Genomic DNA, 594 nt, shown 5'->3' on the forward strand with positions numbered 1-594 from the left:
CGAGGCGTTCAAGGCCGACCGGTGGCCGGCCTTTTTTGAACGTGCCCACCACATCCTGCCCGACGACGGTCGGATGCTGTTGCACACCATCGTTCGCCCCTCCTTCAAGGAGGCCAGGGCGCGGGGCATGACGCTGACGCACGAGATCGTGCACTTCTCGCAGTTCATCCTCACCGACCGCTCCGTCGAAGTCCGGTTGCAGGGCTGGGAGGAATTCGACGACAAGGTCGACCGAATCGTCAGCATCGGCGCCTTCGAGGCGTTCAAGGCCGACCGGTGGCCGGCCTTTTTTGAACGTGCCCACCACATCCTGCCCGACGACGGTCGGATGCTGTTGCACACCATTTTGACCTATCAATGGCAGCAGATGCCCGCACTCGGCATCAAGCTGACTATGCGCGATGTGAGATTCGCGCGATTCATCGGCACCGAGATTTTTCCGGGCGGCCAGCTGCCGACGCAGGAAGATATTTTCAAATTCGCTGAGCCCGCCGGATTCTCGGTCGAAAAGGTGCAATTACTGCAGCTGCACTACGCGCGCACCCTGGAGACGTGGGCGGCCGCCCTCGAGGCGAACCGCGACGAGGCCATCGC

General features: G+C 62.1%; 1 protein-coding gene. It reads left to right on the forward strand.

Going from position 1 to position 594, the window contains the following annotated elements; translation table 11 throughout:
• Positions 1 to 594, forward strand: a 594-nt coding sequence (locus A9X05_RS01550) for a class I SAM-dependent methyltransferase (RefSeq protein ID WP_231978211.1), incomplete at both ends; no start/stop codon positions are given.

The sequence above is a fragment of the Mycobacterium sp. E3298 genome, from assembly GCF_001666895.1.
In the GTDB taxonomy this organism is placed as follows: domain Bacteria; phylum Actinomycetota; class Actinomycetes; order Mycobacteriales; family Mycobacteriaceae; genus Mycobacterium.